The sequence below is a fragment of the Paracoccus sp. S-4012 genome (assembly GCF_009674885.1).
GTDB lineage: Bacteria > Pseudomonadota > Alphaproteobacteria > Rhodobacterales > Rhodobacteraceae > Paracoccus.
Map to the genome: position 1 here is coordinate 101,941 of NZ_WKKA01000004.1, position 26,810 is coordinate 128,750.

General features: G+C 68.4%; 25 protein-coding genes. 9 read left to right on the forward strand and 16 right to left on the reverse strand.

The genetic code is table 11. From position 1 onward, the window contains the following. Window positions 1–3 precede the first annotated feature (3 nt). Window positions 4–591, reverse strand: coding sequence for a hypothetical protein (locus tag GI374_RS07320; protein WP_154336374.1), 588 nt, complete (start codon window positions 589–591; stop codon window positions 4–6). 58 nt (window positions 592–649) lie between these two features. On the opposite strand from GI374_RS07320, the gene GI374_RS07325 reads away from it, so the two are divergent. Together GI374_RS07325 and GI374_RS07330 are read left to right on the forward strand one after the other, a co-directional pair. Further along, the gene (locus GI374_RS07325) at window positions 650–934 is read left to right on the forward strand and encodes an SCP2 sterol-binding domain-containing protein (protein ID WP_154336375.1); all 285 of its coding nucleotides are present in this window, start codon (window positions 650–652) and stop codon (window positions 932–934) included. Next, window positions 934–1,875 carry an alpha/beta fold hydrolase gene (locus GI374_RS07330; RefSeq protein ID WP_154336376.1) on the forward strand — a complete coding sequence of 314 codons (942 nt, stop codon included), beginning with the start codon at window positions 934–936 and terminating at the stop codon, window positions 1,873–1,875. The genes GI374_RS07325 and GI374_RS07330 overlap by 1 nt, the downstream gene beginning before the upstream one ends. 52 nt (window positions 1,876–1,927) lie before the next feature. On the opposite strand, the gene GI374_RS07335 is transcribed toward GI374_RS07330, so the two are convergent. The 3 genes from GI374_RS07335 to purQ are packed head-to-tail and all read right to left on the reverse strand — an operon-like array spanning window position 1,928 to window position 5,814. Further along, window positions 1,928–3,253 carry a sigma-54 dependent transcriptional regulator gene (locus GI374_RS07335; protein WP_154336377.1) on the reverse strand — a complete coding sequence of 442 codons (1,326 nt, stop codon included), beginning with the start codon at window positions 3,251–3,253 and terminating at the stop codon, window positions 1,928–1,930. Window positions 3,254–3,272: 19 nt separating this feature from the next. Then, window positions 3,273–5,102, reverse strand: coding sequence for an ATP-binding protein (locus GI374_RS07340; RefSeq protein ID WP_154336378.1), 1,830 nt, complete (start codon window positions 5,100–5,102; stop codon window positions 3,273–3,275). A gap of 43 nt (window positions 5,103–5,145) precedes the next feature. Continuing rightward, window positions 5,146–5,814, reverse strand: coding sequence for a phosphoribosylformylglycinamidine synthase subunit PurQ (gene purQ, locus GI374_RS07345; RefSeq protein ID WP_154336379.1), 669 nt, complete (start codon window positions 5,812–5,814; stop codon window positions 5,146–5,148). Window positions 5,815–5,940: 126 nt separating this feature from the next. On the opposite strand from purQ, the gene GI374_RS07350 reads away from it, so the two are divergent. Further along, on the forward strand, window positions 5,941–6,720 hold the full coding sequence (locus GI374_RS07350) for an MBL fold metallo-hydrolase (RefSeq protein WP_229582910.1): 780 nt from the start codon (window positions 5,941–5,943) through the stop codon (window positions 6,718–6,720). After that, entirely contained in the window at window positions 6,720–7,253 is a 534-nt protein-coding gene (locus GI374_RS07355) for a hypothetical protein (RefSeq protein WP_154336381.1), read from the forward strand. The genes GI374_RS07350 and GI374_RS07355 overlap by 1 nt, the downstream gene beginning before the upstream one ends. 92 nt (window positions 7,254–7,345) lie before the next feature. Here the strand turns inward: GI374_RS07355 and GI374_RS07360 are convergent, their stop codons facing one another. The 6 genes from GI374_RS07360 to rpsA all read right to left on the reverse strand — a co-directional run bounded on the left by GI374_RS07360 (window position 7,346) and on the right by rpsA (window position 13,593). Continuing rightward, the gene (locus GI374_RS07360; RefSeq protein WP_154336382.1) at window positions 7,346–8,560 is read right to left on the reverse strand and encodes an NADP-dependent isocitrate dehydrogenase; all 1,215 of its coding nucleotides are present in this window, start codon (window positions 8,558–8,560) and stop codon (window positions 7,346–7,348) included. Window positions 8,561–8,904: 344 nt separating this feature from the next. Beyond that, on the reverse strand, window positions 8,905–10,131 hold the full coding sequence (trpB, locus tag GI374_RS07365) for a tryptophan synthase subunit beta (protein WP_154336383.1): 1,227 nt from the start codon (window positions 10,129–10,131) through the stop codon (window positions 8,905–8,907). A gap of 149 nt (window positions 10,132–10,280) precedes the next feature. Then, window positions 10,281–10,928, reverse strand: a complete 648-nt coding sequence (locus GI374_RS07370) for a phosphoribosylanthranilate isomerase (protein WP_370515209.1) — start codon at window positions 10,926–10,928, stop codon at window positions 10,281–10,283. Next, window positions 10,925–11,356: a lipopolysaccharide assembly protein LapA domain-containing protein gene (locus GI374_RS07375; protein WP_154336384.1), complete on the reverse strand. Its 432-nt coding sequence runs from the start codon at window positions 11,354–11,356 to the stop codon at window positions 10,925–10,927. Before GI374_RS07375 ends, GI374_RS07370 begins: the two co-directional genes overlap by 4 nt. Before the next feature lie 58 nt (window positions 11,357–11,414). Then, window positions 11,415–11,702, reverse strand: a complete 288-nt coding sequence (ihfB, locus tag GI374_RS07380) for an integration host factor subunit beta (protein WP_154336385.1) — start codon at window positions 11,700–11,702, stop codon at window positions 11,415–11,417. 211 nt (window positions 11,703–11,913) lie between these two features. Continuing rightward, the gene (rpsA, locus tag GI374_RS07385) at window positions 11,914–13,593 is read right to left on the reverse strand and encodes a 30S ribosomal protein S1 (protein ID WP_154336386.1); all 1,680 of its coding nucleotides are present in this window, start codon (window positions 13,591–13,593) and stop codon (window positions 11,914–11,916) included. Between the two features lie 290 nt (window positions 13,594–13,883). On the opposite strand from rpsA, the gene GI374_RS07390 reads away from it, so the two are divergent. Beyond that, window positions 13,884–14,426, forward strand: a complete 543-nt coding sequence (locus GI374_RS07390) for a ferritin-like domain-containing protein (protein WP_154336387.1) — start codon at window positions 13,884–13,886, stop codon at window positions 14,424–14,426. Between the two features lie 58 nt (window positions 14,427–14,484). On the opposite strand, the gene GI374_RS07395 is transcribed toward GI374_RS07390, so the two are convergent. After that, on the reverse strand, window positions 14,485–15,078 hold the full coding sequence (locus tag GI374_RS07395; RefSeq protein ID WP_154336388.1) for a d(CMP) kinase: 594 nt from the start codon (window positions 15,076–15,078) through the stop codon (window positions 14,485–14,487). Continuing rightward, window positions 15,075–16,247: an FAD-binding oxidoreductase gene (locus tag GI374_RS07400; protein WP_154336389.1), complete on the reverse strand. Its 1,173-nt coding sequence runs from the start codon at window positions 16,245–16,247 to the stop codon at window positions 15,075–15,077. The genes GI374_RS07395 and GI374_RS07400 overlap by 4 nt, the downstream gene beginning before the upstream one ends. A 170-nt stretch (window positions 16,248–16,417) precedes the next feature. Here GI374_RS07400 and GI374_RS07405 point away from each other — a divergent pair, with 170 nt between their 5' ends. The 3 genes from GI374_RS07405 to GI374_RS07415 all read left to right on the forward strand — a co-directional run bounded on the left by GI374_RS07405 (window position 16,418) and on the right by GI374_RS07415 (window position 19,478). Continuing rightward, window positions 16,418–16,702, forward strand: a complete 285-nt coding sequence (locus GI374_RS07405) for a hypothetical protein (protein WP_154336390.1) — start codon at window positions 16,418–16,420, stop codon at window positions 16,700–16,702. Window positions 16,703–16,759: 57 nt separating this feature from the next. Next, complete coding sequence (locus tag GI374_RS07410) at window positions 16,760–18,595, forward strand: ABC-F family ATP-binding cassette domain-containing protein (protein WP_154336391.1); 1,836 nt, start codon at window positions 16,760–16,762, stop codon at window positions 18,593–18,595. A 127-nt stretch (window positions 18,596–18,722) separates the two neighbouring features. Continuing rightward, window positions 18,723–19,478, forward strand: a complete 756-nt coding sequence (locus tag GI374_RS07415) for a MipA/OmpV family protein (RefSeq protein ID WP_195759870.1) — start codon at window positions 18,723–18,725, stop codon at window positions 19,476–19,478. On the opposite strand, the gene GI374_RS07420 is transcribed toward GI374_RS07415, so the two are convergent. After that, entirely contained in the window at window positions 19,475–20,212 is a 738-nt protein-coding gene (locus tag GI374_RS07420; protein ID WP_154336393.1) for a GNAT family N-acetyltransferase, read from the reverse strand. The two genes, GI374_RS07415 and GI374_RS07420, sit on opposite strands and share 4 nt — an antisense overlap. A 102-nt stretch (window positions 20,213–20,314) precedes the next feature. On the opposite strand from GI374_RS07420, the gene msrB reads away from it, so the two are divergent. Next, window positions 20,315–20,698, forward strand: coding sequence for a peptide-methionine (R)-S-oxide reductase MsrB (gene msrB, locus GI374_RS07425; RefSeq protein WP_154336394.1), 384 nt, complete (start codon window positions 20,315–20,317; stop codon window positions 20,696–20,698). Between the two features lie 371 nt (window positions 20,699–21,069). Here msrB and GI374_RS07430 read toward each other — a convergent pair whose 3' ends face one another. From GI374_RS07430 to GI374_RS07440, 3 genes are read right to left on the reverse strand one after another with little or no spacing between them, the layout of a single operon-like run. Continuing rightward, window positions 21,070–23,139 (reverse strand): AIPR family protein, encoded by a 2,070-nt coding sequence (locus GI374_RS07430; protein WP_154336395.1) that lies wholly within the window; start codon window positions 23,137–23,139, stop codon window positions 21,070–21,072. Continuing rightward, window positions 23,136–24,107 carry a PD-(D/E)XK motif protein gene (locus GI374_RS07435; protein WP_229582912.1) on the reverse strand — a complete coding sequence of 324 codons (972 nt, stop codon included), beginning with the start codon at window positions 24,105–24,107 and terminating at the stop codon, window positions 23,136–23,138. Before GI374_RS07435 ends, GI374_RS07430 begins: the two co-directional genes overlap by 4 nt. Next, window positions 24,097–26,796 carry a Z1 domain-containing protein gene (locus GI374_RS07440; protein ID WP_229582914.1) on the reverse strand — a complete coding sequence of 900 codons (2,700 nt, stop codon included), beginning with the start codon at window positions 26,794–26,796 and terminating at the stop codon, window positions 24,097–24,099. The genes GI374_RS07435 and GI374_RS07440 overlap by 11 nt, the downstream gene beginning before the upstream one ends. Between the last annotated feature and the right edge of the window lie 14 nt (window positions 26,797–26,810).

Here is a 26,810-nt window from a genome sequence, read left to right on the forward strand (position 1 = left end):
GCTTCAGATCGCCGTGCCGCCCAGCGCGCGGGTGAGGCGGGCCACGGCGTCAAGGGCCTCCTGCTGGTGCGGGTGGATGGCGAGGCTGACCTCGAAGGCGTCGAGCGCGGCCTCGGTGTTGCCGATCTCCTCCAGCATGGCCCCGAGTTGCGTCAGCGCGAGGAAATTGCGCGGCTCGAGCGTCAGCGCGCGGGCGAGATCGGCGGCGGCGGGGCCGAACTCGCCAGCGAAGGCGTAGGCGGCCGCGCGCAGCTGGAAGCCGGGGGCGTAGTCGGGGGCGTGGTCCGTGAGTGCCGTAAGGTGGCCGATGGCGGCGGCGAGGTCGCCTGCGTCGAGCGCCGCCTCGCCCCGCTGCCGCAGGTAGTCGATGCTGGCCGAGCCCGAGCGCGACCAGGCCCGCAGGATGTCGGCTTCGGCCCCGCGCCAGCCCTCGCCCGGCGCCTTCAGCGCGGCGAAGAGGGCGTCAAGGTCGGTCGTCGCTTCCGCGGGCGGGGTCGCGGGCGCCTCCTGGCCGGCCGCCGGGACGGCCAGACCAAAAGCGCAGAAAATTGCCGCGACGAAAGGCTGGAAGGGGCGCGCGCGGCGGGTCATAGCTGCAATCTAGGGACAGCGGCGGGCCTCCGCCAGCCGCGAGCGAAAGGAAAGACGCATGAGCGACGTGGTCAAGGGTGCCGTCAGCGCGCTGAACGACAAGGTCAAGGGCTTCGACGGCACCGCCAAGTTCGTGATCGAGGGCGAGGGCGCGATCATGCTCGACGCCTCCGGCGCGCGCGAGGGCGACGAGGCGGCGGATGTGACCATGACCGCCAGCCGCGAGACCTTCGAGGGCATCCTCGACGGCTCGGTCAACCCGACCATGGCCTTCATGTCGGGCAAGCTGACGGTGGACGGCGACATGGGCGCCGCGATGCGGCTCGGCTCGGCGCTGAGCTGATGCGCCCGGCGCCGTTCCGGCAGCTGCCGGGCGCGGCGCAACCGCCGGCCGAGGCGTTTCTGACCGAGGCCGCAGACGGGGTGGCGCTGCGGCTCGCGCTGTGGCGGGGGGATGACGCGCGGGGCACGGTGCTGCTGTTCCCCGGCCGCACGGAATACTGCGAGAAATACGCGCCGGTCGCCGCCCGGCTGACGGCGGCGGGCCATGCCGTCCTCGCCATCGACTGGCGCGGTCAGGGCGCGTCGGAACGGCTGATCGACGATCCCCGCCCCGGCCATGTCGAGGATTTCGCGGAGTATCAGCGCGACGTCGCCGCCCTCGCCGCGGCGGCGCGCGACCTGAACCTGCCCCGGCCGTGGCGGCTGCTCGCCCATTCGATGGGCGGCACCATCGGCCTGCGGGCGCTGACCGAGGGGCTGGAGGTCACCGCCTCCGCCTTCTCGGCCCCCATGTGGGGCATCCGCCTCGGCAGCTTCCTCCCAGAGCCGGTGGGCGCCCGCGTGGCCGAGGGCATCACGCTGGCCATCGGCCGCAGCGGGCGCGGCGCGCGGCCGATCCCCGGCGCGTCGAGCGTGCTGGACGTGCCGTTCAACGGCAACCGCCTGACCTCGAACATCGACGAATACACCCGCTTCATGCGCGAGGCGGCGAACTGGCCGGAGCTCGCCCTCGGCCCGGCCAGCTACGACTGGGTCCATGCCGCGATCGAGGAATGCCGCGCGCTCGCCGCCATCCCGGCCGACCGGCTCCCCAGCCTTCCGGTGCTGATCGCGGTCGCGGGCGAGGACCATATCGTCTCGCCCGCCGCGATCCATCACCGCGCCGAGGGGTGGCGGGAGGCGCGCTTGCTGGACCTGCCCGATTCGCGCCACGAGGCGATGTTCGAAGCCCCGCCGATCCGCGAGCGGTTTCTCGCCGCGATCCTGGAACACTTCGCCTGACTTCTTCTGTCTGAAAATATCCGCGGGGGTCCGGGGGCGGCAGCCCCCGGCCTTAAAGGTAATCCCCGCGGCTCAGCCCGTATTTCGCCATCTTCTCGTTCAGCGTCCGGCGCGGCAGGCTCAACTCCTCCATCACCGCGCTGATCGAGCCCTTGTGGCGGCGCATGGTGTTGTCGATCAGCATCTTCTCGAAGCTCTCGACATATTCCTTCAGCGGCTTGCCCTCAGTCGTGGTCGCCTGCTGCCCCTCGTCGCCATCGGCCATCAGCAGCGAGGCGATGGAGCCAGTGCCGCGGCGGTTCTGCAGCACCGCGCGCTCGGCCACGTTGATGAGCTGGCGGACGTTGCCGGGCCAGGGGGCCTGCAGCAGCTGGGCCGCCTCCTGCGCCGTGACCTTGGGGGCCTCGCAGCCGTATTCCTCGGCGAACTGCTCGGTCATGCGGGTGAAGAGGGTGAGGATGTCCTCGCCCCGCTGGCGCAAGGGTGGCACCGTGATCTTCAGCGCGCCGAGGCGGTAGAAGAGATCGGGGCGCAGGATGTCCTCGAGCCGGCGCCCCTCGCCGCGGACGTTGGTGATGGCGATGATGCGGGTCTCGGCCCGGTCGCCCTGGTCGGCAATGAAGGCCAGCAGCCGCGCCTGCAGCGAATCGGACAGCGCCTCGATGTCCTCGAGGACCAGCGTGCCGCCCCGCGCCTCCTCCACCGCGGGCAACCCGTCCTCGACCGGCCCGAAGAGCCGCAGGCCGAGCGCCTCCTCCGAGAAGGCGGCGCAGGAGATCGGCACGAAGCGGCGCGAGGCGCGCGGGCCGACGGCGTGCAGCGCATGGGCCACGAGGGTCTTGCCGGTCCCGGTCTCGCCGTCGATCAGCACATGGCCGTCGGCCTGGCCGAGATCGAGGATATCCTCGCGCAGCCGCTCCATCGCCGGTGAGGCGCCGAGCAGCTTCGACATCACCGGCTGGCCCTCGGAGAGGTCGCGCCGCAAGGCGCGGTTGTCGAGCGTCATGCGCCGCGCCTGCGTGGCCTTCTTGGCCAGTTCGGTCAGGCGGTCCGGGTTGAACGGCTTTTCCATGAAGTCCATGGCGCCCATCCGCATCGCCTCGACTGCGATGGGCACGTCGCCGTGGCCGGTGATCATGATGACCGGCAGCCCGGAATCGATGCCCATCAGGCGCTTGAGGAAGGCCATGCCGTCCATGCCCGGCATCCGCATGTCGGTGATAACCACGCCCGGCCAGTCGGGGACGATCTGCTTCAACGCCTCCTCGGCCGAGGCGTAGGTTTCGGTGTCGAAGCCCGACAGGACCAGCCACTGGCTGATCGACTCGCGCATGTCGGGCTCGTCGTCCACGATCGCGATCTTCATCGGCCGCGTCATCAGGCGCCTCCGTCCATTCTCATTCCGCGGCCCGGATGGGCCGCGCCGTGTCATGCCCGCGCGCCGCGCTGCGCAGGCGCGGCGCGTGGAGCGGCAGCTGAACCTCGAACACGGCGCCCGGGCCGTGCTCGGCATTGTGGGCCGTCAGGCGGCCGCCGAAATCCGCCACGATCTCCGACGAGATCGCAAGCCCGAGGCCGGTGCCCTCGCCAGGCTTCTTGGTGGTGAAGAACGGTTCGAACAATTTGTCCAGATCGGCGATGCCGGGGCCGTTGTCACGCACCGACAGGATCGCGTGAGCGCCCGAGCGGACCTCGATCTCGATCTGCGGCTGCGCCGTCTGGCGGGTCGCGTCGACGGCGTTCGTGAGCAGGTTGATGATGACCTGTTCCAGCCGGATGCGGTCGCAATAGACCATCACCGTGCCGCGCGGGACCATGCGCGTGACCCGGATGCGCCGGGCGCGCAGCTGCGGCTCGACCAGCGTGAGCGCGCTGCTGATCGCGTCGCGGAGGTCGAACGGCTCGAAGGCCTCGCCGCCCTTGCGGGCGAAGCTCTTCAATTGCCGGGTGATGGCGGTCATGCGCTCGATCAGGTCGTCGATCCGCTGGAACGAGGACAGCGCCTCCTCGGGGCGGTTGCGTTGCAGCAGGAGCCGCGCCCCGGCGAGATAGGTCTTCATCGCCGCCAGCGGCTGGTTCAGCTCGTGACTGACGCCCGCCGACATCTCGCCCAAGGCGGCCAGCTTCGAGGACTGCTGCACCGACTGCTCGGCCACGCGCAGCTCGCGCTGCACCCGCTCGCGCTCGGCGATCTCGCTCGTCAGCCGGGCGTTCAGCGCCCGCAGATCGGCGCTCTCGCGGCGGTATTTCTCGGTCCGGTCGAGGGCGCGCCGCGAGGTGAGATAGAAGGCCAGCGCCAGCAGCAGCGCGAACCCCATGATCTCGAGCGCGAGCATCAGGTTCACGCGCTGCCGCACCGAATCATAGGTGGTGAAGGTGATCATCCGCCAGCCGCGGAACGGCACCCGCGTCTCGGTCTGCATCACCGCCTTGCCGCGGATGTAGGCGTCGGCCGGCGAGCTGGTCCAGTCGGCGGTGACCTGGAAGGCGCGCTCGATGGCCGACGGGGCCGAGCGCGCGGCGAGCGCCTCGGGCAGCGTCAGCCCGCGCCAGCGGGGCTCGGTCGCGAGGATGATCCGCCCCTCGCTGTTGGTGACGGCGACCGCGTCCGAGATGCCCGCCCAGCTGCGCTCCAGCCGGCCGAAGTCGCCGGCGACGACGATCACGCCGAGGGTGCGCCCGCCATGGCCGACGACCGCGCGCGAGTGGCTGAAGGCGAAGCCGGTGGCGGAGTTCGGGGTGACGGTGAAGACCGTGTCGCGGCCGCGCACGGCATCGACGTAAAACGGCTCGCCCGCGAAGTTGCTGCCGAGGAGCCGCCGGTCGGTCGCGCCGACGACACGGCCGGAGGCGTCCAGCAGCAGCATGGCCGATGTCTCGATCTCGCGCTGCGCCGCGATCAGGCGGGCGGAGGTGGTGGTGTAGTCCTGCGTCTCGAGCGCCGAGATCAGCGCCGGGTCGCGCGCCAGCAGCAGCGGCACGACGCCGTTGCGCTGCAGTTCCGAATGCAGGTTGCCGGAATAGAGCGCCGAGCGGACCTCCGCCCGCGCCCGCGTAGTCTCGGTGAAACGCTCGGTCAGCCAGATGTTGGTGGCCCAGATCGTGCCCATGGCGAGGCCGAGGATCAGGACGATCAGCACCCGCAGCACCCACCGCTCCGAGCGGTCCCGCTCAGGGGCGCCCTCGGCGATCTCGTCGTCCTGCAGCTCGTCGTCCGCGGCCTGCATCGTCAGGGTTTACGGCCCCGCGGGTTGCGAGGCAACTCCCGCCTCAGGCGGCAACGAGGCTGCCGACCAGCCGGCGCAGCATCCGCGCACCGTCCGCCGGGCCTAGGGCCGGGTCCGCGGCCCGCTCGGGATGGGGCATCAGGCCGAGCGTGCGACGGTTGGCCGAGAGCACTCCCGCGATGTCCCCGGCCGAGCCGTTGAGGGGCGTGGCGTAAGTCAGCGCGATGCGATCCTCGCCCGTGAGCCGCGCGAGGCCCTCCGGGTCGATCTGGTAGTTGCCGTCGTGATGCGCGACCGGCAGCGAGATGCGCGCGCCGCGCGCGTAGCCGCAGGTGAAGGCGCTGTCGTCGGTCTCGACCGTCAGGGCGGCGTCGCGGCAGATGAAGCTGAGGCCCGCGTTCCGCATCAGCGCGCCGGGCAGCAGGCCGAGTTCGGTCAGCACCTGAAAGCCGTTGCAGACGCCCAGCACGTAGCCGCCGCGTCCGGCATGCTCGCGGATCGCGCCCGCGACCGGCGAGCGCGCGGCGATGGCGCCGCAGCGCAGGTAGTCGCCATACGAGAAGCCGCCCGGCACGGCGACGAGGTCGGTGCCCTCCGGCAGCACGGTCTCCTTGTGCCAGACCCGCGCCACCTCAGCGCCGGCGGCCTCAAGCGCGACGGCAAGGTCGCGGTCGCAGTTGGAGCCGGGGAAGGTGATGACGGCAGCTTTCATGGGGCCAGGCCTTCATGCGGGGGATTGCGCCCCAAGTAGTGCCGCCGCGCCGGGCGGGCAAGAGGCGGAACCGATGCCGCGAGGCGTGGTTGTGGTCCCGGATCAATCCCGAAAAGGAGCCCCCTGATGATGACACGACGCGCGACCCTCGCCCTCGCCGCCGCCGGCCTCGCCGCAGCCACCCTGCCCCACCGCGCCGCGGCGCAGGAGGCTTCCTTCGCCGTGCCGGGCGGCCAGATGACCTTGCGGCCGGTCGAGCACGCCTCGTTGGTAATCGAGCTGCCCGAGGCACGAATCGCCGTCGATCCGGTGGGCGCCGCCGACCGCTACGGCGCCACGCCCGACCTCATCCTCGTGACCCATGAGCATGGCGACCATTACAGCGCCGAGACGCTCGCCGCTCTGATGGGCGAGCAGACGCGGCTGATCACCAACCCGGCCGTATTCGAGATGCTGCCGGAAGACCTGAAATCCCGCGCCCTGGCGATGGCCAATGGCGAAAGCCACGAGGACGAACTGGGCCTCACCATCGACGCGGTCCCGGCCTACAACACCACTGAGGACCGCCAGCAGTATCATCCCAAAGGGCGGGACAACGGCTACGTCCTGACGCTCGGCGAGCAGCGCCTCTACATCGCCGGCGACACCGAGGACACGCCCGAGATGCGGGCACTGACCGGCATCACCCTGGCGCTGCTGCCGATGAACCTGCCCTACACCCAGACGCCCGAGCAGGCGGCCTCGGCCGTCGCCGAGTTCCAGCCGCAGATCGCCATTCCGTATCACCACGGCGGCACCGACCCGGCCGAGTTCGCCCGCCTCGTGGAGGAGCAGGGTGGCGGGACCCAGGTGGAGATCCTCGACTGGTATCCCGCGAGCGACGACCCGGCGGGCGGCGACGACTGATGCGCCTCAGGATCGTTGCTCCGCTGGCCGTGGCCGTCGCCCTCGCCGTCCCCGCGCAGGCCGACGAGATCGAGGGCCACGCCACCAACGCGTTCCTCCCAGGCTTCCCCGAGGAGATCGACAGCCTGACCCGCGCCGCGATCGAGAGCGAGCCGGACGAGGGGCGGATCACGGCCGTCTACGGCAACGCCGACGACAGCCGGAACCTGCAGGTGCTGCTCTACCGCCTGTCCGACGACGGCATCGCCGGCAATGTCGAGCGGGCGGAGGCCTTCATGGCCGGCGGCGAGATCCCGGTCGCGCAGGCGAGCGTCGAGAGCCCCGGCGGCGCCGCGATGGAATGCATGGCGACCCGCGTGGGCGAGCTGGCCTACAATCTTTGCATTGCGGAGGTCCGCGGGCGGGCGCTCAACGTGCAGGTCGGGGATGTCATCGACCCGCAAGCGAAGGAACTGCCCGAGGCGGTCGTCACCGCCGCCCGCGATCTCGCGGGCCGCATCGTCGATTCCATCGCCGCCGCGCCCGAAAGCTGAACGACAAAGGGCCGGACATCGCTGCCCGCCCCTCTTCGCCTTGATCCAAATATCCTCGGGGGTCCGGGGGCGGAAAGCCCCCGGCCTTGGCCTCAGCCGGCGAGCGCCTTGCCCAGATACTCGTCCACCTTCTCGAGGTAGCCCATCGTCGTCAGCCACTTCTGCTCCGGCCCGGCCAGGAGCGCGAGGTCCTTGGTCATGAACCCGTCCTCCACCGCCTGCACGGTCACGCGCTCGAGCGTCTCGGCGAAGGTCTTGAGCTGCTCGTTGCCGTCCAGCTTCGCGCGGTGCTTCAGCCCGCCGGTCCAGGCGTAGATCGAGGCGATGGAGTTGGTGGAGGTCTCCTTGCCCTTCTGATGCTCGCGGTAGTGGCGCGTCACCGTGCCATGCGCGGCCTCCGCCTCCACGGTCTTGCCGTCCGGCGTCATCAGCACCGAGGTCATCAGGCCGAGCGATCCGAAGCCCTGCGCCACGGTGTCGGACTGCACGTCGCCGTCATAGTTCTTGCAGGCCCAGACATAGCCGCCCGACCACTTCAGCGAGGCCGCGACCATGTCGTCGATCAGCCGGTGCTCGTAGGTGATCCCGGCGGCCTTGAACTTGTCGGCGAACTCGGCCTCGAACACCTCCTGGAAGATGTCCTTGAAGCGGCCGTCATAGGCCTTGAGGATCGTGTTCTTGGTCGAGAGATAGACCGGATAGCCGCGCTGCAGCCCGTAGTTCATCGAGGCCCGCGCGAAGTCGCGGATCGAGTCGTCGAGGTTGTACATCGCCATCGCGACGCCCGAGCCGGGGGCCTGGAAGACCTCGTGCTCGATCGTCTCGCCGTCCTCGCCGACGAACCGGATCGTCAGCTTGCCCTTGCCGGGGAAGCGGAAGTCGGTGGCCTTGTACTGGTCGCCGAAGGCGTGGCGGCCGACGATGATCGGCTGGGTCCAGTGCGGGACCAGGCGCGGCACGTTCTTGCAGATGATCGGCTCGCGGAAGATCACGCCGCCGAGGATGTTGCGGATCGTCCCGTTGGGCGAGCGCCACATCTTCTTCAGCCCGAACTCCTCCACCCGCGCCTCGTCGGGGGTGATGGTCGCGCATTTGACGCCGACGCCGTATTGCTTGATCGCGTGGGCCGCATCCACCGTGATCTGGTCGTCGGTGCGGTCCCGCTCCTCCATGCCGAGATCGTAGTATTTCAGGTCGATGTCGAGATAGGGCAGGATCAGCTTCTTCTTGATGAAGTCCCAGATGATCCGGGTCATCTCGTCGCCGTCGAGCTCGACGACGGGGTTGTCCACCTTGATCTTGGTCATGGGCGCCCTCTCAAAGCCAGTTTCGCGTGATGGCGGGGGGATAGCCGATGCGGCGGCGATTGGGAAGACGGTATGCAATGGCATACCGAATCCGCCTGTCGCGGACCGTCACGACAGACGGCAGCGTCCGCCCTGGTGGACGCGAAGCGTCCGCCGCGGGGAGGGCGGACGCTGACCGATCCGCGGGGCGGATCGGTCGTCTCACGGCTGACGGTGCGCGCAAATGGGCACAGGGTCCCATTTGCGGACGCGGCACGGCAGGTGCGTGAGGATCACGCACCCTACGACGCGGCGGAGGCGTGGGTGCGGTGCGTTCTATGAACGCACCGCCCCCGGCCCTCACGTCACGCCTCGACCTCGACCCCCAGATGCCGCGCGACCGTGAAGATATCCTTGTCGCCCCGCCCGCAGAGATTCATCACCACCAGCTTGTCCGCCCCCATCCCCGGCGCCATCTTCGCCACCTGCGCGAGCGCATGGGCGGGCTCGAGCGCCGGGATGATGCCTTCCGTCTCGCAAAGGAGCTGGAACGCCGCCAGGGCCCCGTCGTCGGTGATGGCGACGTAATCCGCCCGCCCGCTCTCCTTCAGCCAGGCATGCTCCGGCCCGATGCCGGGATAGTCGAGGCCGGCGCTGATGGAATGCCCCTCGAGGATCTGGCCGTCGCCGTCCTGCAGCAGATACGTCCGGTTGCCATGCAGCACGCCCGGCCGCCCGCCCGAAAGGCTGGCGCAATGCTCCATCCGGTCGTCAACGCCATGCCCACCGGCCTCCACCCCCACGATCCGCACCGAGGCGTCGTCGAGGAACGGGTGGAAGAGGCCCATCGCGTTGCTGCCGCCGCCCACGGCCGCCACCAGCAGGTCCGGCAGCCGGCCCTCGCGCTCCAGCATCTGCGCGCGCGTCTCGCGGCCGATGATCGACTGGAAGTCGCGCACCATCGCCGGATAGGGATGCGGCCCGGCGACCGTCCCGATGCAGTAGAAGGTGTCGCGCACATTCGTGACCCAGTCGCGCAGCGCGTCGTTCATCGCGTCCTTCAGCGTGCCGCGGCCCGAGGTCACAGGGATTACCTCGGCCCCGAGGAGGCGCATGCGGAAGACGTTGGGCGCCTGCCGCTCGACATCGGTCTTGCCCATGTAGACCACGCATTGCAGCCCGAAGCGGGCGCAGACGGTGGCGGTCGCGACGCCGTGCTGGCCCGCCCCGGTTTCGGCGATGATGCGGCGCTTGCCCATGCGGCGGGCGAGCAGGATCTGGCCCAGCACGTTGTTGATCTTGTGGCTGCCGGTGTGGTTCAGCTCGTCGCGCTTGAGGTAGATCTTCGCGCCGCCCAGCCGCTCGGTCAGGCGCGGGGCGAAGTAGAGCGGCGAGGGGCGGCCGACGTAATGGGTCCAGAGGTCATCCATCTCGGCTGCGAAGGCGGGATCGGCCTTGGCGCGGGCGTATTCGGCCTCCAGTTCAAGGATCAGCGGCATCAGCGTCTCGGAGACGAAGCGGCCGCCGAAGATGCCGAAGCGCCCGGCCTCGTCGGGACCGTTGCGGAAGCTGTTGGGGATGTCGTCGGGCATGGTCGCCTCCGCTGTCCCGCAGGCGGGCGCGCAATGAACGGGATGTCAGAGAGGCTTCTTAAAGCCGATGCGGGATGGGGTGAAGCCCGGCCGCTCCGAGATGATCGGGTGATCGTCGTCGCGGGTGGCGGGCCGGCAGCGCGGGGCGGTCACGGCACCGCGGCGCAGAAGGCCCGGATCAGCGCCTCGTCCTTCACGCCGGGGGCCGATTCGACGCCGGAGGAGACGTCCACCGCCGGCGCGAAGGTCAGCCGCACCGCCTCGGCCACGTTGTCGGGCGTCAGCCCCCCGGCCAGAAACCACGGCTTCAGGAGCCGCCGCCCGGCGAGCAGCCGCCAGTCGAAGGACAGACCGTTGCCGCCCGGCAGCACGGCATCGCGCGGGGGCTTGGCGTCCACCAGCAGCAGATCCGCCGCCAGACCGTAGTTCCAGAGCGCGTCGAGGTCCTCCGTCCCGGCCACGCCCACCGCCTTCATCACCGGCAACCCGGTCCGGGCACGCACCTCGGCCACGCGCGCGGGCGTCTCGGCGCCGTGGAGCTGGATGATGTCGAGCGGCACCGTCGCCAGCACCGAATCGAGCATGGCGTCGTCGGGGTTGACGAAGAGGCCCACGCGGGCGCGGCCCGGCGGCACCGCGGCGGTCAGTTCCGCGGCGCGGTCGGGTGACACGGCGCGGGGCGAGCGGGGGAAGAACACGAAGCCAAGATAACCCGCCCCCGCGTCAAGCGCGGCCGCGACCTCGCCGGGGCGCGAGAGGCCGCAGATCTTGATCCCGGTGCGACGCTCGGAGGTCACCGGGCGGGCAGACGATCGGCCGCCGGCGCAGGCAAGCCGGCCTGAGCCTGCGCGGCGGCGGTTGCGGCCGGGAACTGCTCGGCGACGGGTCGCTGCACCGGCCGGTCCACGAGCGCCAGCACGTCGTCGCGCGGCGGGGCGCGATGGGTGACCTCGCGCTCGAGCACGGCGACCTCACGGGCGCGGCGCGCGGCCTCGCGGCGGATATGCGCCTCGCGCAGCCACTCGTAGACAAGGCCGATCACGATCCCGACAAGCAGCGAGATGAGGATGACGAGGTAGAGCGGCACCATGATCGTGGTCGAGCCGAGCCACGGGTCGAGGCCCGCGGGCGTCGCGCTGAGCGCGACCGGCTGACGGTTGGCGAGCGCCACGCCCACCAGCACGAGGGCAAGGAACAGGAGGGCTGCGATCTTGATGTAGCGCATGGTGGTCTCGGCCTTCCCCGTCAGCCGGGACCGTGTGCCCGGCGGAACCGGGTTTGACCTATTCGGCCTGCCCGTTCAAGCGATCGCGCAGAAGCTTGCCGGTCTTGAAGAACGGCACTGCCTTCTCCTCGACCTGCACCGCCTCGCCGGTGCGCGGGTTGCGGCCCACCCGCGCCTCGCGCCGCTTGACCGAAAAGGCCCCGAAGCCGCGCAACTCGACCCGGTCGCCGCGCGCCATGGCGTCGATGATCTCCTCGAACACCGTGTTCACGATCCGCTCGACATCGCGCTGCACGAGATGGGGGTTTTCGTCGGCGATCTTCTGGATCAGCTCGGAGCGGATCATGCGCCTTCCTTACTGCTGACGCGGGTCGAGGACCGGCCCCGGCCCTGAGTAAAACCGAAACAGTGCCAAAGGCCTGCGAACTTGTCAGGCAACGCGGGCGGCCGCGATTGGTTGCAGCGCCGCCCATATTGCCGCGGGCCCGGCTGCACGGGAAAATCCCCGCCCGGAGGGAAACTCCGGGCGGGGATGGTGTCGGCGTCCTGCGGACCGATCAGCCGCGGTTCTTGAGCGCCGCGCCGAGGATATCGCCCAGCGAGGCACCGGAATCCGACGAGCCATACTGCTCGACCGCTTCCTTCTCCTCGGCGATCTCGCGAGCCTTGATCGACAGGCCCAGACGGCGGGTCTTGGCGTCCACGTTGGTCACGCGGGCGTCCACATGGTCGCCGACCTGGAACCGCTCGGGACGCTGGTCCTGACGGTCGCGGGCGAGGTCCGAACGGCGGATGAAGGCCTTCATGCCGTTGTATTCGACCTCGATGCCGCCATCCTCGATCGCGGTGATCGTAGTCGTCACGACCGAGCCGCGCTTCACGCCCTCGACCGCCTCGGCCATGCCCTCGTTCTCGAGCGCCTTGATGGAGAGCGAGATGCGCTCCTTCTCGGAGTCGACGTCCTGCACGACTGCGCGGACGGTGTCGCCCTTGCGGAAGTCCTGGATCGCGTCCTCGCCGCGCTGGTCCCAGCTGATGTCGCTGAGGTGGACCATGCCGTCGATGTCGCCCTCGAGGCCGACGAACAGGCCGAACTCGGTGATGTTCTTGACCTCGCCCTCGATCTGCGTGCCCGGCGGATGGGTCTCGGCAAAGACCTCCCACGGGTTGCGCATGGTCTGCTTGAGACCCAGCGACACGCGGCGCTTCTGCTCGTCGATCTCCAGCACCATCACGTCGACCTCCTGCGAGGTGGACACGATCTTGCCGGGGTGGACGTTCTTCTTGGTCCAGCTCATCTCCGAGACGTGGACGAGGCCCTCGACGCCCGCTTCCAGCTCCACGAAGGCGCCGTAGTCGGTGATGTTCGTCACCCGGCCGCGATGCACGCTGCCGATCGGGAACTTGCGGACGACGGTATCCCACGGGTCGGCCTGCAGCTGCTTCATGCCGAGGCTGATGCGGTGGGTTTCCTTGTTGATCTTGATGACCTGCACCTTCACCGTCTCGCCGATCGAGACGATCTCGGAGGGGTGGTTCACCCGGCGCCAGGCCATGTCAGTGACGTGCAGCAGGCCGTCCACACCGCCGAGGTCCACGAAGGCGCCGTATTCGGTGATGTTCTTGACGACGCCGTCGACCGCCTGCCCCTCATGCAGGTTGGCGATGACCTCGGCGCGCTGCTCGGCCCGGCTCTCCTCGAGGATGGCGCGGCGCGAGACGACGATGTTGCCGCGGCGGCGGTCCATCTTGAGGATCTGGAACGGCTGCTTGAGACCCATCAGCGGGCCGGCGTCGCGCACCGGGCGCACGTCCACCTGCGAGCCGGGCAGGAAGGCCACGGCGCCGCCCAGATCGACGGTGAAGCCGCCCTTGACGCGGCCGAAGATGGCGCCCTCGACCCGCTCCTCGGCGGCGTAGGCTTTCTCGAGACGGTCCCAGGCCTCCTCGCGGCGGGCCTTCTCACGGCTGATCGAGGCTTCGCCGCGGGCGTTCTCGACCCGGTCGAGATAGACCTCGACCTCGTCGCCGACGCTGAGCTTCGCCTCCTCGCCGGGATGGGCGAATTCCTTCAGATCGACGCGGCCTTCCATCTTGTAGCCGACATCGATGATGGCCTGGCCCGCCTCGATGGCGATGACCTTGCCCTTGACGACCGAACCCTCGGAGGGGGTGTCGATCTCGAGGCTCTCGTTGAGCATCGCCTCGAAGTCTTCCATGCTTGCTAGCTTCGCCATGCGGCTGACAAATCCTTCAGTTGGGTTGCTGTTCCGGCCTGGCGGTTGTCTCCGCCGGTCTGTTGTCGGGTCAGGGCAACGACGAAAGGCCGCGGCATGACGCCCGACCTGAGGATGGTGGCCTGTTGTGGCCGTATCGTTGCCGAAAACACACGGCCGGTTCTATAGCGGCCGCGCCCGCGCCTGGCAACCGCCGCGAACAGAAATGCCTGCGCCGCCGTCGAACCCGAGGCCGACCTGCGGGTTGAGAGGCGCCGGGCCAAGCCGGCGCCTCTGAAAGGACATTCATCATGGCGACCAAATCCAGCGAAACCAAGACCCTCGAGGACCTGCTCGAACATGGCCTCAAGGACATGTATTACGCCGAGAACAAGATCGTGAAATCGCTCGAGAAGATGGTGAAGGCGGCGGAGGACGAGGACCTCAAGGCCGCGCTCGAGGAGCACCGCGGGGAGACCGAGGGCCAGATCGCTACGCTGGAAAAGGCCTTCGAGGCGCTTGGCAAGAAAGCCCAGGGCGAGAAATGCGACGCGATGGACGGCATCCTGAAGGAGGGCGACCAGCTCCTCGCCGACTTCAAGGGCTCGCCCGCGGGGGATGCAGCGATCATCTTCTCGGCCCAGGCGGTCGAGCATTACGAGATCGCCCGCTACGGCTCGCTGAGGAACTACGCGGAGCTTCTGGGCGAGGACGAGGTGGCCGAGATGATGCAGCAGATCCTCGACCAGGAGGGCGCCGCGGACGAGAAGCTGACCGACCTCGCCGACGGCGGCATCAACGACGCGGCGGCCGAAGGGATGGAAGAAGACGACGAGGAGGACGACGGGGCCTGACCTGCCCGGTTGTTCGCACGAACAACCGGAGACCGGATTTTCCCGCCCATACGGCGGCTCAGCCCGCGGCCGCCCGCCTCTCGCTGACGAGGGCCACGGCCGCGGCCACCGCCTGCGCGATGGTCATGGCGGTGGTGTCAAGGATCACGGCATCCTCGGCCGGCCGCAGCGGGGCCGCGGCGCGGGCGCCGTCGCGGGTGTCGCGCTCGCGCAGTTGCGCCAGCATCTCGGCGGGGTCCGCGCCAAGTTCGGCCGCACGGCGGGCGGCGCGGGTCTGGTCATCCGCAATCACGTAGATCTTAACCGCCGCATCGGGACAGATCACCGTCCCGATATCGCGCCCGTCCAGCACCGCCCCCGGTTCCTGCGCCGCAAAGCGTCGCTGGAATGTGGTCAACGCGTCGCGCACCTCGGGGATCGCCGCCACGCGCGAGGCCAGCTGACCCGCTTCGGCGCTTCGCAGGTCGCCCCGCTCAAGGTCGGCGGGCGTCAGCCCCGCCGCCGCCGCAGCCGGATCGCCCCCCTTCACGCCCACGGCACGGTAAAGCAGCCCGGTGTCGAGATGGTGGAAACCAAAACGCTCCGCGACGGCGCGGGCGATGGTTCCTTTTCCCGCCGCTGCCGGGCCGTCGATGGCAACGGTGAAACTCATACGATCGCCGCCTCCGCGAAGGGTTGTCCGTCCAGCACCCGCTGCACGCCGAGGGACGACAGGTCCAGCGTCACCCAGTCGCCATGCACGATCTGCTCGGCGATGCCGCGTCCCACCGCCGGGGCCTGTTGCAGCCCGTGCCCGGAAAAGCCGTTGGCGTGGTAAAGGTTCGGCGCCTGCGGGTTGCGGCCGAGGATGGCGTTCTGGTCCAGCGTGTTGAAGGCGTAGTGCCCGGCCCACATGCGGGTGACGCGGGCCTCGGCGAAACCCTCGGCGCGGGTGTAGAGGGCGGGCCAGACCGCATCCTCCCACAGCGCATGGTCAGGGTCGAAGTCGTCCTCGGCGCAGGGACCGTCGGTCGCGGGGACGGTTGCGGCGAGCCACTGGCCATGCTCGGGGCGGAACCAGATGCCGGTCGGGTCGACGATCAGCGGCGCGTCCGGGTGGCGGGCCTTGGGCGCGTCCACGACGAAGACGGTGCGCTTCCTCGGCTCGACCGGGAGGTTCAGCCCGACGCTCCGCATCAGCGCCGCGCAGCGCGGCCCGGCGCAGTTGACGAAGACCTGCGCCTCGCGCCGCCCGCCCTGCTCCAGCAGCGCCGCGGTGATCGGGCCGTCCCCGCGCTCGAACGCCGTCACGCGGTCCCGGAGCCAGACCGCCCCGGCGGCGCGGGCCGCGTTCTTCAGCCCCGCGAGCAGGCCCATGTTGTCGAAGAACCCCTCGTCCCGCGGCCCGAAGCTGCCCGCGCTGATGCCGTCGAGGCTCATCCACGGGAAGCGCGCGCCAAGCCCGGCGGGGTCCAGCACCTCGGTCCCGGCGCCGAGCGAGCGTTGCAATTCCGCGAGGCTCTCCAGGGTCGCCGCGCCGGTCTCCGTCGAGGCGAGGAACAGGTAGCCGTTCTCGCGCAGGCCGAGGTCCGGCACGCCGCCCTCGGGGCCGGTGTAGCGGGCGAAGTCGCGGATGAAGTCGATGCCGAAGCGGCTGATCTCGATGTTCACGGCATTGGTGAACTGCGAGCGGATGCCAGCCGCCGAAAGCGCGGTGGAGGACGTCGCGTAGCCCGGGTCCGGCTCGATCACGGTGACCGACAGAGTTGGGTCGAGGCGCTTGAGCCAGAAGGCGACCGAGGCGCCCATGACGGCGCCGCCGGCGATCAGCACGTCGGTCATTGCCGCCTCGCGGGGGAAAGGGAGTTTGCCATGCTGCCTCGCCAAGCCTCCGGACGCGGCTAGCACGCGCGCGCGGGCTTCGCCAGCAGGCCGCGGGACGCTTCTTTACAGAACCCGACAAAATCGCTCATCTACCTTCCATCGCCGTATCCCGGCGCGAGAGAACCCCGATGCTCCGCATCACCACCGCCCTGCTGCTTGCGGCTACGCCCGCCCTCGCCCAGACCGACGCGGCCGCGCCCCTGCCCATGACCTACGAGATCTTCGAGGGGACGGTCTTGCATGCCGACCTGGCCGAATGCCCCGCCGTGATGGAGGCGGGCGAGGGCGTCTTCTGCCGCCTCGCGGTCGCGGGCGAGAACGTGGCGGTCTTCGTCTTCAGCGAGGCGGGCGACCAGCCGCTGGTCGGAATGCGCAACTGGCCCGCGGACGCGCTGATGCCGCTGCTGAAGTGACGCCCGGCCCGCGCGGGCCGCGTTGACGCGCGGGCCCGCGTCGGGCATGGCCGCGCGATGCTGCGGATCGACGACATCTCCTTTTCCATCGCCGGAAGGCCGCTCTTCGAGAACGCCTCGGCCACGATCCCGACCGGCCACAAGGTCGGCCTCGTCGGCCCGAACGGCGCCGGCAAGACAACGCTCTTCCGTCTGATCCGGGGCGAACTCGCGCTCGACGGCGGCGAGATCGCGCTGCCGCCCCGTGCCCGGATCGGCGGCGTGGCGCAGGAGGCGCCGGCTTCCGGCGTCTCCGTCCTCGACACCACGCTCGCCGCCGACACCGAGCGCGCGGCGCTGATGGCCGAGGCGCAGACCGCGACCGACCCGCACCGCATCGCCGAGGTGCAGACCCGGCTCGCCGACATCGACGCCTGGTCGGCCGAGGGCCGCGCCTCCGCGATCCTGCAGGGCCTCGGCTTCCCGACCGAGGATCAGGCCCGCCCGACCTCGGATTTCTCCGGCGGCTGGCGGATGCGGGTGGCGCTCGCGGGCGTGCTGTTCGCGCAACCGGACCTGCTGCTGCTGGACGAGCCGACGAACTACCTCGACCTCGAGGGCGCGCTGTGGCTCGAGGGCTACCTCGCCCGCTACCCGCACACGGTCATCGTCATCAGCCACGACCGCGACCTGCTGAACCGCGCGGTGGGCGCGATCCTGCATCTCGAAAACCGCAAGCTCACGCTCTACACCGGCACCTACGACGCCTTCGCCCGCGCACGGGCCGAGCGCCGCGCGCTGCAGGCGGCGGAGGCGAAGAAGCAGTCCGCGCGGCGCGAGCATCTGCAGAGCTTCGTGGACCGCTTCCGCGCCAAGGCCACCAAGGCCGCGCAGGCGCAGTCGCGGCTCAAGATGCTGGCGCGGATGGAGCCGATCACCGCGCCCGAGGAGGCGCGGCTGCACCGCTTCACCTTCCCGCAGCCCGACCAGCTCTCGCCCCCCATCGTGTCGATGGAGGGGGTCGCGGTCGGCTATGAGGGGCGCGCGGTGCTGCGGCGGCTGGACCTGCGGATCGACCAGGACGACCGCATCGCGCTGCTGGGCCGCAACGGGCAGGGCAAGTCCACGCTCTCGAAGCTGCTGGCCGGACGACTGGAGCCGATGGAGGGGCGTGTCACCCGCTCGAACAAGCTCCGCGTCGGCTATTTCGCGCAGCATCAGGTGGACGAGCTGGAGCTGGGCGAGACGCCGATCGACCACGTCCGCCGGCTACGGCCGGACGAGGCGCCGGCGCGGCTCAGGGCGCGGCTGGCTGGCTTCGGGCTGATGGAGGCGCAGGCCGGGACGAAGGTCGGCAGCCTTTCGGGCGGGCAGAAGGCGCGGCTCAGCCTGCTGCTCGCGACCATCGACGCCCCGCATCTGCTGATCCTCGACGAGCCGACCAACCACCTCGACATCGAGAGCCGCGAGGCGCTGATGGAGGCGCTGAACGACTATTCCGGCGCCGTGGTGCTGGTCAGCCACGACATGCACCTGCTGGGGCTGGTGGCGGAGCGTCTGTGGCTGGTGCAGGACGGCGCGGTGAAGCCCTGGCAGGGTGACCTCGACGACTACCGCCGGATGCTGCTGGCCGAGCCGGAGGCCCCCTCGCGCGCCGCGGCCGCGCCGAAACGGCCCCCGCGCGAGGCGGTGCTGGACCTGCGAGCCGAGGCGCGGCGGGCCGAGGAGCGGGTCGGCAAGCTGACCGGGATGCTGGAGAAGCTGGACGCCAAGCTCGCCGATCCGGCGGTCTATGGCGACCCGGCCGAGGCCGAGAAATGGGGCCGCAAGCATGCCGAGGCGCGAGAGGCGATGCTGCGGGCCGAGGCGCTGTGGCTGGAAGCCCTCGAGGCGCTCGAAACCGCGGAGGGCTGAGGCCTCGCGGCAATGTGGCCACAGCCCGCGGGCCGCACTGACGCTGCATCTTGCGAGGCCGCCGGGCCGGGTGCAAGAGGGAGTGGAGCGCGCCCTGCGCCGACTCGCCCCTCCCGAGGAATCGCCGATGCCCCTGCCCCGCACCCTCGCCGCCGCGTTCGGCCTCGCCCTCGCGGCGACCCTGCCGGCTGCGGCGCAGGAGGCGGGTGGTCCGGTGCTCAGCTTCGACCTCGGCCTCGGCGTGAACATGGGGCCGACCTATCCCGGCTCGGATGACCACGAGGCGAGCCCGTGGCTGATCCTGCGCGACCTCAGCTTCGGCGCCGACGCCGCGCCGGGTCGCCCGGCCGACGGCTTCTACCTCTCGCCCTCCTTCGACTATCTCGGCGGCCGCGACACCGGCGACGACCCCCGGCTGCGGGGCCTCGACGAGATCGACCCGGCCGTGGAGCTGGGCCTCAGGGGCGGCTACCGCTTCTCGGGCGTGGACGCCTATGCCACGCTGCGCCAGGGCTTCGGCGGGCATTCCGGCATCGTCGGCGAGGTCGGCGCGCGTTACACGACGCCGCTGACCGACCGGCTGTCGCTGACCAGCGGCCTCGCCACCACCTATGGCGACGACGATTACATGGGGACGTATTTCGGCGTCACCCCCGGCGAATCGGCGGCCAGCGGCTATGACGCCTTCGATCCCGACGGCGGCGTGAAATCCGCCATCGCGGGTTTCGAGATGCGCTACCAGGCGACCCCGCGCACCGCGGTCCTCGGCCGGCTCCAAGCCGAGCGCCTCCTCGGCGACGCGGCCGATTCGCCGCTCGTGCGCGACGACACGCAGGTCACGGTCGGCGTCGGCCTCGTCCGCAGCCTCAGCTTCGGCTTCTAGCCCACGGCCACGAGCGCCCGCAGCAGGCGCTTGCGCGCCGGCGGGATGGCCTCGATCTCGAGGCCGGTGAAGACGTGGAACGTGCCGAGCGCGGCGTCGATCACGGCATGATCGCTCACCCAGCCGCCCATCGAGAGATAGCTGCGCAACAGCGGCGGCATCGCCGCCTGCGCCCGCGCGGGGTCCGGGGCGACACCGTCGAGCGCGCAGGCATAGGGGAAGACGTCCGCCGCCTTGATGCCGGGCCGCCAGCGGGCGGGGGCGAGGTGGCGCTCCTTGAGCAGCGCCAGGGCGTCGGCATGGGGGGCGGGATCGGTGCCCGGAAAGGACGAGCAGCCAAAGAGCATGCCGATGCCTTCGGAATCCACCATCGCCGTTAGCCCGGCCCAGGCGGCGCGCAGGATGTCGGGGTCGGCGAGGCCCGGACGGATGCAGAACCGGCCCACCTCGGCCATCGGGCCGGGCCAGTCGTGGAGGCGCGACAGGTCGTAGAACTGGGCCGAGTAGCTGCGCTCGATCCCGGCGCCGGAGGCGAGCGGCAGGACGCGCAGGCAGCACACGAGGGCGCCCGAGTCGCGGTCCTCGACCAGCAGATGGCGGCAGAGCGCGTCGAAGGCGTCGGCATCGACGCCGACCTTGCGGAAGCATGCCCCCCTCAGCCGCTGCGCCGCGAGGAGATCGCCGGGGCTTCGGGCCAGCCGCACGACATGGCGGCCCCTGCTCAGTGGCAGCATCCTCGATCCCCGCTCGATCCGGCGGCCCCGCCGGGTCTTGCAGGGGCGCGTCCTGCCACTCATCTGTGGTGCAAGCGACGAACTGTCCAGAGGAAGCGGAACATGGTGAAAGTGGAGAAGATCGATCAGGAATGGCGCGAGCAGCTCTCGCCCGAGGCCTACCGCGTCACCCGGCAGGGCGGCACCGAGCGGCCCTTTTCGCATCCGGGCTTCCCGAACGGCCCCGGCCACTACACCTGCGTCGGCTGCGGCGCGCGCCTGTTCGAGGGCGACGCCAAGTTCGAGAGCCATTGCGGCTGGCCGAGCTTCGACCGCAAGGGCGGCGCCATCGACGAGTATCGCGACACCAGCCACGGCATGATCCGCACGGAAGTCCGCTGCGAGGCCTGCGACGCGCACCTGGGGCATGTGTTCGACGACGGCCCGACCGCGACGGGGCTGCGGTATTGCATCAACGGGGTGGCGTTGGAGTTCGTGCCGGAGTGAGTGGCGGCGGGTGTTGCGGCAGGCAATTCCTGGCCGTTTTGGGGCATAACCTGGCCATTCTGCAGCCATGAACTGGCCATCTCACCATAACGTCACTTTTCGTGGGGAAATGCCAGCCGGGGTCGGGGTTCGGGGGTTCGTGGACCGTGGACCTGACGTTGTGGGAAAGCGGCGAAAGGGGCCGGGCTCCGCTTCGCACCTTCCCACGGGTGATCAGGGCAGCACTCCGCCGGCCGCAACGATCTTCTGCGTCGCCGGCGGAGTACGACCATTCTCCCCGGTGACGATCCCGCGTGCTGCCGAAGCCGCCGCGCTGCGCACCCAAACGGCCCACATCGCAAGGAGCCGGACGAGGGAGGGCAAGATGCCGGCTACCCGCTCTCAAACCCCTGATCGCGCATACGCCCAAGTGTGCCCAGCGCGTGGCGCGACTGCAGGTCGGAAGGGAGGCGACGCGGCATGGAGGCGCAGACCTCGAGGATCTGCAGGTCCTTCGGCGTGAGGCGCTTCCGTTCGCGCCCCCAGGCGAGGACCTCCTTCCAGAAATCCGGCCCCAGCGTCACGACCTCAGACTGGGCGTTGATGCCCTCTGTCATCGTCCTTTGCGCCTTCTCGTCGCGTCCGGCTGACCGCGCCGTCTCGACCAACGTCAAACAGGTGTCGAAGTCGTCGTCATAGTTCAGCGTACGGCTCTTCATCCCGTTCCAGCACGCCTGCTGCTTGGCCCATTCGGACATGTTCCGAACGCCGGCCGGGGGATCGGTGATGACGTTGTGTGCCTCCGCCGCGGCAAGAAGGAGGGCGCGCTGCAGTGCGTCCGGAACTGACTGCCGCCGCCAGATCGTGTCGAGGTCGATCACCTGCTTCTCGCTCGTGGCGTCGTGAAAGACCTTGGCCATGGCATAGGTCACGATGTTGGCTCTGTAGCCACCTTCGTACCATGGCTGTTTCGGCACCTCCGTCTCGAGCCAGCGAAACACGATCGCCTTCGAGATAAGTCGCTTGTACCAGAGCTCGTCGTATCTGGAATCGCTCTTGGACCATGTCTCGCCGATGTCCTTCGCGAATTCTGCGAAGTTCTTCTGTGCTCCTCGCGAAACGATATGCGGTTTGCCGGACGCCGAGAACTCGAACTTGGCAAGATCGGTCTTGCTGAAGAGCTGCGACTTCGGGAATTCCAGATCGAACTTCTTCTGCTGGGCGGTCGTGAGGCGGGCACGGGCGTTGATGAACTGCCCGCGGGACCGTTCGTAGAACCACTTGCTGTCGTGGCGTTCGCCGGCACGTGCGGTGAAGATCACGTTGCGAGAGAACTGCTCGATCCGGATGTGGAACGGGTGATTCGAGAAGAAGTCGGCCGCGTTGACCTTGTTCTGGGTGTTGGCATACTCCGAGATCTTCGGAACGATGTCCTCTGACCGGTCCGAGGGAACTACCGTCAGCTTCATCTGCACGAACACCCGGGGAAGTTGCTCCCTGGCGGCTTTCAGCGCCGCGTGAATCGAGCCTGTCGTCTGGGCGCCATTGACGATCTGCAGATTGCTGATCGAGTCAATCGCCATGCCGTCGTCCGTCCTGACGCAGGACACGGCGTCGGCCGTGGCCGACAGCCCGTTGTTGTAGGGGAAGAAGAGCTCGGGCTCTTCCTTGATGGTCTTCTGGATGCCCTTGTTGGTCTTGGCTCGTGCCTGCAGGAACGAACGGACATTGGCTTCGAGAAGGCGCGCGCCCCACCTGTCGTAGATTCCGGCCAGCTGCTCGCCTGGAATGATCAGCAGATAGCTTTCGAGGGCCGCCCCCGTCTGTGAGGCCTTCAGCGCGGGAAGCGGTGCGCCGAAATCCTGTGCGAAGTCGATGACCATGTCCTCCCGGGCCTGGCCCGAGCGGTCGAACCGTTCGAAGCGCGCCAGATCCCAGACCGACCAGGTGATCGGCACATCACCGATCTCCGTAAGCTTCACCGTATCCCCGCGGCCGATGTACTGCCGGTTGGAGATAAGGATCAGCTTGACCTTTGTGACCTGTGGCCACGTGGCAATGATCAGGTCCGAGACCTGGAATGCGGGGTTCGCCTCGTTCAGCGAGTCCCGGAACTCTTCGGTTCTGGCCTTCTTGAGAAAACGGATCAGCGGGTTCAGGATCGGGGGAACATCCCCTTTGCCGAAGGTCTGGACCTTGTCGCTGTCCGCGAAGTCGCAGACGATCAGGCCCAGAACACCTTCGCCGTCGCGTGGGTCGCCCGCATAGCCATCGATCCGCAGCCTCTGACCGCCCTCTCCGCCTTGGTAGTAGGCACGATCGGCGACATCCAGTTCGCCTGCCTCGGTCAACCGCTCGGCCATCCGGTCAAAGAAGGCTTCCACAGGGAAGATGCCACTGGCGTCTGCCTCGCGGCGGATATCGGCCATGAGGTTTCGATGGTAATCCTCGAGCTCGTTCAAGCCTGGACCTCCTCGATCAGACCCGCTCGAACGTCGTCCCATTCAGCCCGGAAGGGGGTGCAGGCAGACAGCGCAAGCGCATAGGACACGGACGACACGCCGAGGGGAACCGTGGCGGCGATCCTCGGGAAGACCTCGGGCACGGCATGGAAGTCGGGTGCCGAGACAATCCATCGCCACGCCGAGTAGTCGTGCAGGACGTCATAGCCCGCATCGGCCAGGTGCAGGTCCCAGTCCGTGATGGCGGATGGCTCACGCTGTTCCAGCAGCCCGGTGACCTCCGACACGTACTCAGTCAGCGTTCGGCCATGCGGCGGCTGCACCTGGTCAACGGCCAGCACAGCCAGCCACAAGCGCCGATCCGGCACGTCCGCCAGCTGGTGTTCGTTCGCGATCTTTACGAAGGGCTGCGACGCTCCGCGTCTTGCCTTCACCTCGATGCAGTCGGCTTTGAGCTCGAAGTCCTTGGGTGACCCTGAAGGGCCAGTCCATGCGGTCAGGGCTGGCTTCGCTCCGATCGTCCCGATCAGCAGCTTCAGCACCTCGATTTCGCCGATCAGGCCCTTCTGAGCCTCCTCCGACAGGACTTCCGGCTTTCCGCCGCGCAGCAGGTAGTGCCAGCGGAAGGTGCGGCCGATAGCGCGCTCCAGTACCTCGGCTTCGGTCTCGGCAAGCTCGCCCGCCGCCATCACATCGCGGCAGAGGGTCTCGAACAGCTCACGCTGCGCGTCGTCCTTGAGCCGGATGTAGAGAATCGGTCCCCCGGGCAGAGTCTGGAACCGGATCTCGAGGTTCCGGAGGCTCGGCAGTTCCGGTGCCGGTTCCGGCAGTTCCGTCAGTTGCAGAACCAAGGCAGCATCGGCGCGCGGCATTACCGCCCAGAACCAGTTCCATCGTGCGGAGGCCGCAACCCGGCGTGTGTCCACCTTTCCGGCCTCGAGGCCGGACCATGGCGTGTCATTCGGCATCGCCAAGCGCCTCCTCGTCGATCTCTTCCTCGCCGAACATCTCTCGCATGCGGATCGTGTTGACGACGTATTCCACGGTTCCGCCATCGATTGCGCTTGAAGGGAATGACAATCCCCACGTGAGAATACCCTTCGGCACATGCGGCAAATCCAGCTTGGGCTTGACAAGCCGAAGGATCAGCAACGGGCGTCGGCCGGGAACTTGCCTGTATATCCGCGGGTTGACGGTCTTGGGAAGTCTCTGATCAGGCCGTGAAAGGCGAAATGCTTCCCGTGCATCCGCAATCTGAGTGTCAGTCAACCCTTCACTCTCATCCTCAGCTGAGCCAATCCGGCGGCTGGCGCCGCTGAACGCAAGAACGCCCTCCCTGGCAAGGTCCGGATCCACCGACAGTTCATTAGGCAAGATTTCGAGACCCGCAAAAGGAAGGGGGTGCATGTCCTTTCGTGTAGAACTGGCGATAAAAACGTCCCATTCTGCAAGTTCGCTTTCTGCACGGACGTCGATGTAGTCATTGATCAGCTTCGGATCGGTGAGAGGATTGACAGGCCGAAGACCGGGTTCGGCGCGATATCCGCGCAGGAAATCCATGATCAGCTTCACGGCCACCCCTTGCAGAAGGTGGCCCCTCGGCCGCTCTGCGAGCGAGATGCCTGCCGAGATTGAACGAGACACGAGTTCCTCTCCCGCACGAAGGTTCGCGCTAAGCTGAGCACTGTCCAGAACGATACGGGTGGTCTCGATCAGGTTTTCGGCGAGCCCAACCCTGACGGGCAACTCCTTTCCGGTCCCCATCTTGTTGCGTGCCGTCACGATGAGCGCTTCCGGGTGACTGCGAACCGCCAGACCGAACTGCTCCGGTGTGGCCTTTGCAAGTTCCATGCGCTTCAGCTGGGCTTGAAGGTCGTCCATCGCCTCATGGATGTGGGCATACCAGCCGACCCCGTCCGCCGGCATCCATACTCGACACAGATCCTCGTAGCCCGGCCGGTACCCGAACCAGCGCCCCATCTGCATGAGCGTGTCGTACATCATGGAATTGCGTAGGAAATAGCTGACGGTCAGCCCCTCGAGCGTCAGCCCACGCGAGAGGGAGAAGCCTCCGACGGCGATCACCGTCACACCGTGTTCGCCGTGCTGATCATAGTCGAGCGGCTGCGATCGCCTCGACGCGTTGACCTCGATCACACGGGCAGCGACCAGAACCTCGTGCAGGCGTGCCTGGACAGCAGGCCAGTCAGCACCATCCGCTTCCGCGTATTCGGCCGTCCAGACCTCATGCAGGACCGCAATCTCAGGGTTGCGCAGGGCGGCACGGCCTTTGCCGGCATCGACCGCAACGGCGTCCCGGATGCGGCCAACCACATCCGCCACCCGCGACCGCAATCGTCCTTGGACGTCTGTGAAGCGCGAGGCGTTGATCAGCATCGAGGCATGCGCGGCTTGCTGGCCCCGCGCATTCCGGATGGCACGTGCGATAATGAAGGCTCGAACGGCACGAACAAGGCTTTCTGGCAGCACTTCGACCGGATGGTCGATCTTGTGCTTCATCGGCAGGATATCCTCGTTGTCGTCGATCAGGCGGACGTGCTGATCACGGGCATCGAGGAACACCTTCTGCGCACCGAAATAGTTCGATGGTGCGTCGAGGCCGATGATGAAGTGCCGCGGGAACAGGTCCTGCTTCAGCGTCGCGTCGTCGGTGTCGGGATCGATGAAGATGTTGGCGAAGGGCGTCGCCGTGTAGCCGACATAGCAGCTGCGGTGAAACAGCGAGAGCAACTCGCGGATCTGGCCATTGATGCGCGTGACCTCGTCGCGGGCGTACGCCGTGTTGATCGAGGCGTTGTCGGCCTCGTCGTCGATCAGCAGCATCGGCTGGCTGACCATCTGCGTTCCTTGATGGACGGAATGCTCCCTCAGCCACTCGAGCAGGTTCTTCAGCGTGCTCGAATTCTTCTTGATGACCAACACCACGGGCACGCTGTATGAGCCGATCTGGCTGGTGTTCGTGGTGGCCGTCGCCTTGTTGAAGTCGCGCAGGGTGTTGGTTAGAGAGACCGGGAACTCCCGCTGATCGAACTGGCCGACGCCAATGATCTTCTGGCGCTGTCCCCTGTTGGCATGGGCCAGCCGCCCGGTATCTCGGCCGATGAAACCCTCATCGATCCTCGCTTGAGTCTGGTTGCGCAGGTTGTTGTGGATGCCTGCAATGACGACGATCAGGCGATAGCCTGCATCCGCCGCCTTGCAGATCAGTCCGGTGTAGTTCGCGGTCTTTCCGCTCTGAACATGCCCCACGACCATGCCCCGGCGCCTCCACGGGCTCGAGTCGCGCGGATCACCAAGGCGGTCCAATATTTGATCCGTCACGCCGTCAGTAGCGTCGATCACTGATTTCGGCAGCCCGTTGAGGCTGAGAAGCCTTCGGTAACGGCTCCAGTAGAAGTCACCGACTTCGCCGTTGATCCTGGCGTCCTTTAGCCAAGGCCGAAACTCTTCCGCCACCACGGCGCCAAGGCCCATGCTGATGCCGTGTTTCTCCTCGATCAGGCGAGCGAGTTCCTCAGCGTCGTCATCTTCGACTTTTCCAGCGAACATTGGCAGGACGCGCAGCTGGGCTATGATCTCCCGGATCGACTGTGCGGTATGAGGGCCGGGCTGAGACGCCATGAACACGGATGTCATGCCCTCAAGGCTAC